Raw genomic sequence first — 5,128 nt, forward strand, 5'->3', positions numbered from 1 at the left:
GCTGATCTACCGGCCCCGCCGCGACGACGGCCGGCGTGACGGGCGCAAGAGCTTCTCCTGGCGCGACTACCGTGACCTGCTGATCGCCGCCCACCGCCGGCGGCCCGATCGTGCTGGTCTGGGACAACCTCAACGTCCACAAGGCCGCCGGACTGCGGGAGTTTGCCGAAGCCCGGGACTGGCTGACCATCTACTACCTGCCGCCCTACGCGCCCGACCTCAACCCCGTCGAAGGGATCTGGTCGCTCCTACGGCGCGGGTGGCTCTCCAACGTCGCCTTCAGCACCCCAGAACATCTTGTCCAGACCGTCCGGCGCGGCCTACGGCACATCCAGTACCGCAGCCACCTCATAGACGGCTGCCTCACCGAGACCGGCCTGACCATCAGACCCGTCTGATCAGCAGCACGACATTCCGAGTTCAACCTCAGTACTAGCAATGAGCCCCACCTCGTTCCATCGAACTACCCATAACGCACAGGCCAGAGTGCCCAGGCTCACCTGCGCCGCGAATCCCCGCGACCCTGCGACTGCATCCGCTGGCCGAGGCTCCAGCAACGGGAACTCAGCCTCAAGCCTCTCCCGGAGCCCACGCTCCTCGGCTTCCAACTGAACGAAAGAATGGTTCGGCTCCGTCGTCGATCTGCGGCGATGGGCCACTCAGCACGCCCTTCATCGGCGAATCAGCAACGGCCGTGCACGCATCCCAGAGAGATACCGGAAATGACGATTACCAAGCGCAACGCCAGGGCCATCCTCCTGGCCGGCGACGAGCTCGTTCTCATCAAGCGGACCAAGCCCGGCCGGGACGCGTACTGGGTGACCGTCGGTGGCGGCGTCGAGGCCGAGGACGCGAGCATTGAGGACGCCCTGCACCGCGAGGTGTTCGAGGAGCTCGGAGGCAAACTGAGCAAGGCTGAGCTCGTGCACCTGATCACCGACTCGCTGGAAGACGGCCTGGGTGTCCAACACATCTTCGCCGCGCGCCTGGAGCAGATGGACATCGCGGCCCGTACGGGCGCCGAGTTCGACAAGCCCGAGCGGGGCGGCTACGAGGTCGTGCACGTACCGTTCACCGCAGAGGCGATCCGGCAGCTCGACCTGATGCCGCCGGCGCTGGCCGAGTTCATGGCCAGCAACGTCGAGGCCATCACGGCCGTGCTCGACACCCAGATCAGCGCCCCCTGACCGTCGTCATGTTCCTCAGCCTCAACGGCCCGGACAACGCCGGCAAGATCACGCAGCTACGTCTGCTCGGCGCTCGCTTCCCCAGCGTCCAGCTACTCGGCTCCGCTCACGAGTACGATGCCGCTTCGTGGGGGCGAGTGGTCAGTGAGGACTACGCCGCGTGGTGGTTCGAGCAGTCCACCACCGCCGAGCTGACCGGTCTGCTCCTCACCAGTTCCAAGAAGCAGGCAGCTGCGCTCGAGGCCGGTCGCGTCGGTCTCCTCGACCGAGGGATGCCGATGCTGATCGCCGTGAGCGCGGCCACTGCCTCGGTCAAGGAAGACTCGTCCACCGCGGACGGCGTGGGCGAGGCGGGCACCATTCTTGCAACAGCCGACGACAGGGAAAGTTGCGGTGCTCCGTGTTGACGGACGGATCGTGTCGGCGGGGCTCTTCCTGATACGGTCGTCCGTTCGCCGAGGAGGTCGTGATAACTGGATCCCTGCCCGTTGCTGCCCAGGTGGACCTGCGCCGTCAGCCTGTGGAAGACGTGCTGGAGCGCGTGGAGGAGGCCCTACAGGTGCGACTGGTTCGGGAGGCCCTGGTGCGCAAGCGCCGTTCCTTGGGTGGCCGTACGGGCCGGGGGACGTGGGTGCGTATCGAGCGGCGGGGATTTGAGCGGATCGGCCCGCAGGGTTGGAACGGGACCGAGGCTGCTGCTGTGCTGCAAGGGGTGGCGATGCCCGAGTGGTACCAGGGCGTGGCGTGGCGCGAGGCAGGCGAGCCGGTGATGTGGCGCGCGGATGAGCTGGAGCTGATTGCGTCGCCGTCTGTCGGCAGGGGTGCCCTGGTGCTCGAAGACCCGGGCCTGCCGGAGGAGTGGTGGGGGGCGCTGAACGCTTCGCTGGACGCGCTCGCCTCACAGCAGACGCCGCGGATCGCGACGCCGGACACGGTGACGATCACGCAGGAGCACGTGACCCAGACCCTCAAAGCTGTCTTCCCTGGGGTGGCCGACACGCGGATCGAGCGGTGGGCGCCGGCTCATGCGGATCTGACCTGGGCCAACGTGATGGGACCGGAGTTCTCCCTCATCGACTGGGAGGACTGGGGCATGGCGCCCCGGGGCCTGGACGCCGCAACGCTGTGGGGCAACGCGCTTGCCGTCCCGGGGCTCGCGGACCGTGTCCACCAGGAGCGGCGTGCGGACTTGGAGAGCCGGGACGGCAAGCTGATGTCGCTGTTTTTCCTGTCGAAGATCGTCGGACCCTACGCGTACGAGGAGGATCCGCTGCTGGCGCCGGCCCGGAAGGAGGCCGAGCGCCTGGTGGCCGAGCTTCAGCTCTGACGGTGCCCATGGAGGGCCCGCAGGTACTGACTGACGGCGGCGGTATCCACCTCGGCGCCCAGGGCCTGGACCAACTGGGCCAGGTGCCCGGAGACGTCGGTGCCGACTGCCATCGCGGAGGTGCTGGGCAGGTGGAACGCGGTCCGGAACGCCGCCTGTATGCGCGACAGATCCCCGTGACTCGGCCGCAGAAACGGCCGGGGGTCGAATTCCTCCCACACCTTCCTGTGGCCGCCGCCGAAGGGGCTCATGCCCCAGGTCTCGCCCGGCTGCCAGGCGGTGCGAAGGATGGTTGTGGCGTCGAGTAGGTCCATGCCCACGAGGAACCCGGCCCGGACCATCAGGACGTCCGGGGACGGCAGGCCGTCCACCTGGACCGTCCCGAGCGACCGGGTATCCCAGGAGGCCACACCCCAGGCGCGGCACAGACCGTCGCGGGCGGCGTCGGCCAGGGCAGTGCAGGCATCGCCGAGGAGGGTGTGGCCATCGGCAGTGGACAGGCCAGCGAGGGCCCGTTCGGGGTTGTGGAGGAGCACGGTGTTAGGTTCCCTGCCGAGTTCCCGGGCCGCTCGCTCGACGGCCAGCCGCAGCCGGACCGGATCAAGGGAGTGCTCCGCACCTCCAGCGCTCGGGAAGAAGCCCACCTTCGTGGAGAGGGTGAACCTCGGCAGCAGATCGGCGGCCGTCTCGGCCAGCACCGTGTGCGAGCGGAAGCCGAAGTAGGGAGCCGCAGTGTCCAGGGCGGTGACGCCGAGGTCGAGTGCGGCCGTCAGGATGTCGCGGTGGTGACGAGACCGGTGTAGGCCGAGGACAAGGCGGGGGTCAGCTCCGTGCACAGTTCCTCCTTCACCAGGATCTCGGCGAGCTGTTCCACGTCCAGGCCGGTCTTCTCGGTGGCGTCGGCGATGTCGACGGGGTGGCCGCTCAGCAGCAGGGCGAGGGCGGGGTACGCCTTGCCGGCGAACGTGAGCTTCTTGCCTGCGGCGAGAACGTCCACGGTGTCGTGGTGCTCCTCGATCACGGGCTCGAAGTCGGTGACGCACACGACGGCCGCGGGCTTGCCGAACAGGCCGGTGGCCGGGACATGCCGGGCTGCCAGGCGTTCCCGCTCGCGGGCATCGAAGAAGTCCTGCGGAGTCAGCTTCGTAGCCATCTCGGCGACGGCGTCGGCCAGGAGCTGCTGCTGTCCCTCCCACTGGCCGGGGGAGTTCCAGCGGTCCAGGTCGTACCGGAACAGGTCCTGCGTGCGGGCCTGGTCGGCGAGCCAGGCCAGCCAGTTCACGCCGACGCGCTTCACGATGCCGAAGGTGGCGTGCAGGCTGTAGCCGTCGCCCTGGTCATCGCGGGTGGCCTGGTGCCAGAAGCCGCGCGGGATGTGCATCACGTCGCCGGGCTCCATGACGCCCTGCCACACGATTTTCTCGCTGGGCTCGGCATTGGGGGCGGAGTCGCGGTACATCGGAACCTTGCGCGAGGTGCCGCGGACTTCCCAGCTCTTGCGGCCGACGAGCTGGACGATCACGGTGTCGTGGTCGTCCCAGTGGAGCTTGAAGCCGCTGGCGTCCTGGGTGGTCAGGTAGGCGTTCACCTGCACCAGCTCGCGGGCCCGCCACTGGAGCGCGCGGCAGGTGGCTTCCATGGCCGGGTCGAAGAAGTCGACCTCGTCCAGCACCATGGTGCAGCCCTCGCGCATCAGCCCGCCGACGCGGCGCATGTCGGCCATGGGGATGGCCTGCCCCCGCCGGGTGACAGAGGGCTGGATGTAGCGTCCGGGGTGCAGTTCGGCCCCGTTCTGGAAGATGCGGAACTGGGGTGTGGTGACACTGCGGCGCATCACCAGGTCCAGCAGCTTCCTGGGGTTGAGCAGGCGATCGAGTAGATCAAGGTCCTCGATCGTTCCCCGGGCGAAGGCGGCTCCTAGTGCACCGGGCCCGTCCCAGCCGAGGGCCTTCTCCAATGCGGCGATGAAGTGGTGGTCCATGTGTTCCTCCGGTCGGCGTCATGGCGGGTGAAGGACGGGGGCCCGCCGTAGCTGACGAGCCCCCGGTTGGTTTCTGCGGCGGGCGGGTGGCGCTACTCCTGCGGGAGGTTCAGGCCGTCGCGGTTCTCACCGTCGTCGCCCGCGGAGGTGCCGGTGGAGTCGGACTCCGCCGCCGCAGCGGTGAAGCGGTCCTGGACCTTGATCAGGCTCTCGACGCCGATCAGTAGGTCTTCCTTCTGCACTGCCATGTGTGTCTCCATCTCTTGGAAGTCCAGGGCCGACGGGTGCCGACCCAGCCCCGATGGGGCGTGCCTCACCAGCCCGGCTGTTCCCGGGCCGGTGAGGAGAAGGGGGTGGCGCGAGGCCACGGGTCGAGCGAAGGCGGAATTCATGCCGGGAGCGGGGTGCCGGTCAGCGGCCGGGATCACCGGCGATTGCCAGGGTGACCACCAGGACGATGACGGCGGCGGCGTACAGGAGCACGGCGAGCTGTTGGCGCCAGCCCCGCGGACTCGACCACGTACCCGGGAATCCCGTTCTACTGAGGTTTAACTCGTGGTGTCGTTACGCAGATCTGATGGTCAGGCCGGTCTCGGCTAGGCAGCCGTCGATTAGGTTGCTGCGGTACTGGAT

The 5,128-nt window shown here is 68.3% G+C and carries 6 protein-coding genes and 2 pseudogenes; 4 read left to right on the forward strand and 4 right to left on the reverse strand.

All coding sequences use genetic code 11. The features are described from left to right. Positions 1-398: pseudogene (locus ACFWSK_RS37295) on the forward strand (transposase); the annotation flags it as partial. A gap of 129 nt (positions 399-527) precedes the next feature. On the opposite strand, the pseudogene ACFWSK_RS37300 reads toward ACFWSK_RS37295, so the two are convergent. Then, a pseudogene (locus ACFWSK_RS37300) lies at positions 528-626 on the reverse strand (phosphohydrolase); the annotation flags it as partial. A gap of 96 nt (positions 627-722) precedes the next feature. Here ACFWSK_RS37300 and ACFWSK_RS37305 point away from each other — a divergent pair. From ACFWSK_RS37305 to ACFWSK_RS37315, 3 genes are all read left to right on the forward strand, one after another. After that, on the forward strand, positions 723-1,187 hold the full coding sequence (locus tag ACFWSK_RS37305) for an NUDIX domain-containing protein (RefSeq protein WP_383796509.1): 465 nt from the start codon (positions 723-725) through the stop codon (positions 1,185-1,187). Between the two features lie 8 nt (positions 1,188-1,195). Further along, complete coding sequence (locus tag ACFWSK_RS37310) at positions 1,196-1,594, forward strand: hypothetical protein (RefSeq protein ID WP_383796512.1); 399 nt, start codon at positions 1,196-1,198, stop codon at positions 1,592-1,594. 62 nt (positions 1,595-1,656) lie between these two features. Beyond that, complete coding sequence (locus ACFWSK_RS37315) at positions 1,657-2,514, forward strand: hypothetical protein (protein WP_383796522.1); 858 nt, start codon at positions 1,657-1,659, stop codon at positions 2,512-2,514. Here the strand turns inward: ACFWSK_RS37315 and ACFWSK_RS37320 are convergent. From ACFWSK_RS37320 to ACFWSK_RS37330, 3 genes are all read right to left on the reverse strand, one after another. Continuing rightward, the gene (locus tag ACFWSK_RS37320) at positions 2,505-3,350 is read right to left on the reverse strand and encodes an aldo/keto reductase (protein WP_383796516.1); all 846 of its coding nucleotides are present in this window, start codon (positions 3,348-3,350) and stop codon (positions 2,505-2,507) included. The two genes, ACFWSK_RS37315 and ACFWSK_RS37320, sit on opposite strands and share 10 nt — an antisense overlap. Continuing rightward, the gene (locus ACFWSK_RS37325; RefSeq protein ID WP_383796519.1) at positions 3,284-4,495 is read right to left on the reverse strand and encodes a JmjC domain-containing protein; all 1,212 of its coding nucleotides are present in this window, start codon (positions 4,493-4,495) and stop codon (positions 3,284-3,286) included. The genes ACFWSK_RS37320 and ACFWSK_RS37325 overlap by 67 nt, the downstream gene beginning before the upstream one ends. A gap of 92 nt (positions 4,496-4,587) precedes the next feature. Then, complete coding sequence (locus ACFWSK_RS37330) at positions 4,588-4,743, reverse strand: hypothetical protein (protein WP_159050677.1); 156 nt, start codon at positions 4,741-4,743, stop codon at positions 4,588-4,590. Between the last annotated feature and the right edge of the window lie 385 nt (positions 4,744-5,128).

It is taken from the genome of Streptomyces sp. NPDC058620 (assembly GCF_042717135.1).
Taxonomy (GTDB): Bacteria; Actinomycetota; Actinomycetes; order Streptomycetales; family Streptomycetaceae; genus Streptomyces.